Annotated in this window: 1 protein-coding gene; it reads right to left on the reverse strand. The window is 68.9% G+C overall.

Going from position 1 to position 598, the window contains the following annotated elements; genetic code table 11:
- Positions 1–598, reverse strand: a 598-nt coding sequence (locus IRT45_RS36425) for an AAA family ATPase (RefSeq protein ID WP_194810280.1), incomplete at both ends; no start/stop codon positions are given.

Genomic DNA, 598 nt, shown 5'->3' on the forward strand with positions numbered 1-598 from the left:
CCGCGGGCCAGGATGGTGACCTTGTAGACGGGCTCGATATCGGGCATCGCCCACGCGGCCAGGGTGTGACCACCCTCGTGGTAGGCGGTGATCTTCTTCTCGTGCTCGCTGATGATCCGGCTCTTGCGACGCGGCCCGCCGATCACCCGGTCGACCGATTCCTCCAGGGCCGGTCCGGTGATGACATTGCCGTGCTCACGCGCGGTGAGCAGCGCCGCCTCGTTGATCACGTTGGCCAGATCCGCACCCGACATACCGACGGTGCGCTTGGCGAGGCCGTCCAGATCGGCGTCGGGCGCGATCGGCTTGCCCTGCGAATGCACCCGCAGAATCGCGCGCCGACCGGCGAGGTCCGGATTGCCGACCGGGATCTGGCGGTCGAAGCGGCCCGGACGCAGCAGCGCCGGGTCCAGGATGTCGGGCCGGTTGGTGGCCGCGATGATGATGACGCCGGTCCGGTCGCCGAAACCGTCCATTTCGACCAGCAACTGGTTCAGCGTCTGCTCGCGCTCGTCGTGACCGCCGCCGAGGCCGGCGCCGCGCTGGCGGCCGACCGCGTCGATCTCGTCGACGAAGATGATGCAGGGGCTGTTCTGCT

It is taken from the genome of Nocardia sp. BSTN01 (genome assembly GCF_015354405.1).
In the GTDB taxonomy this organism is placed as follows: domain Bacteria; phylum Actinomycetota; class Actinomycetes; order Mycobacteriales; family Mycobacteriaceae; genus Nocardia.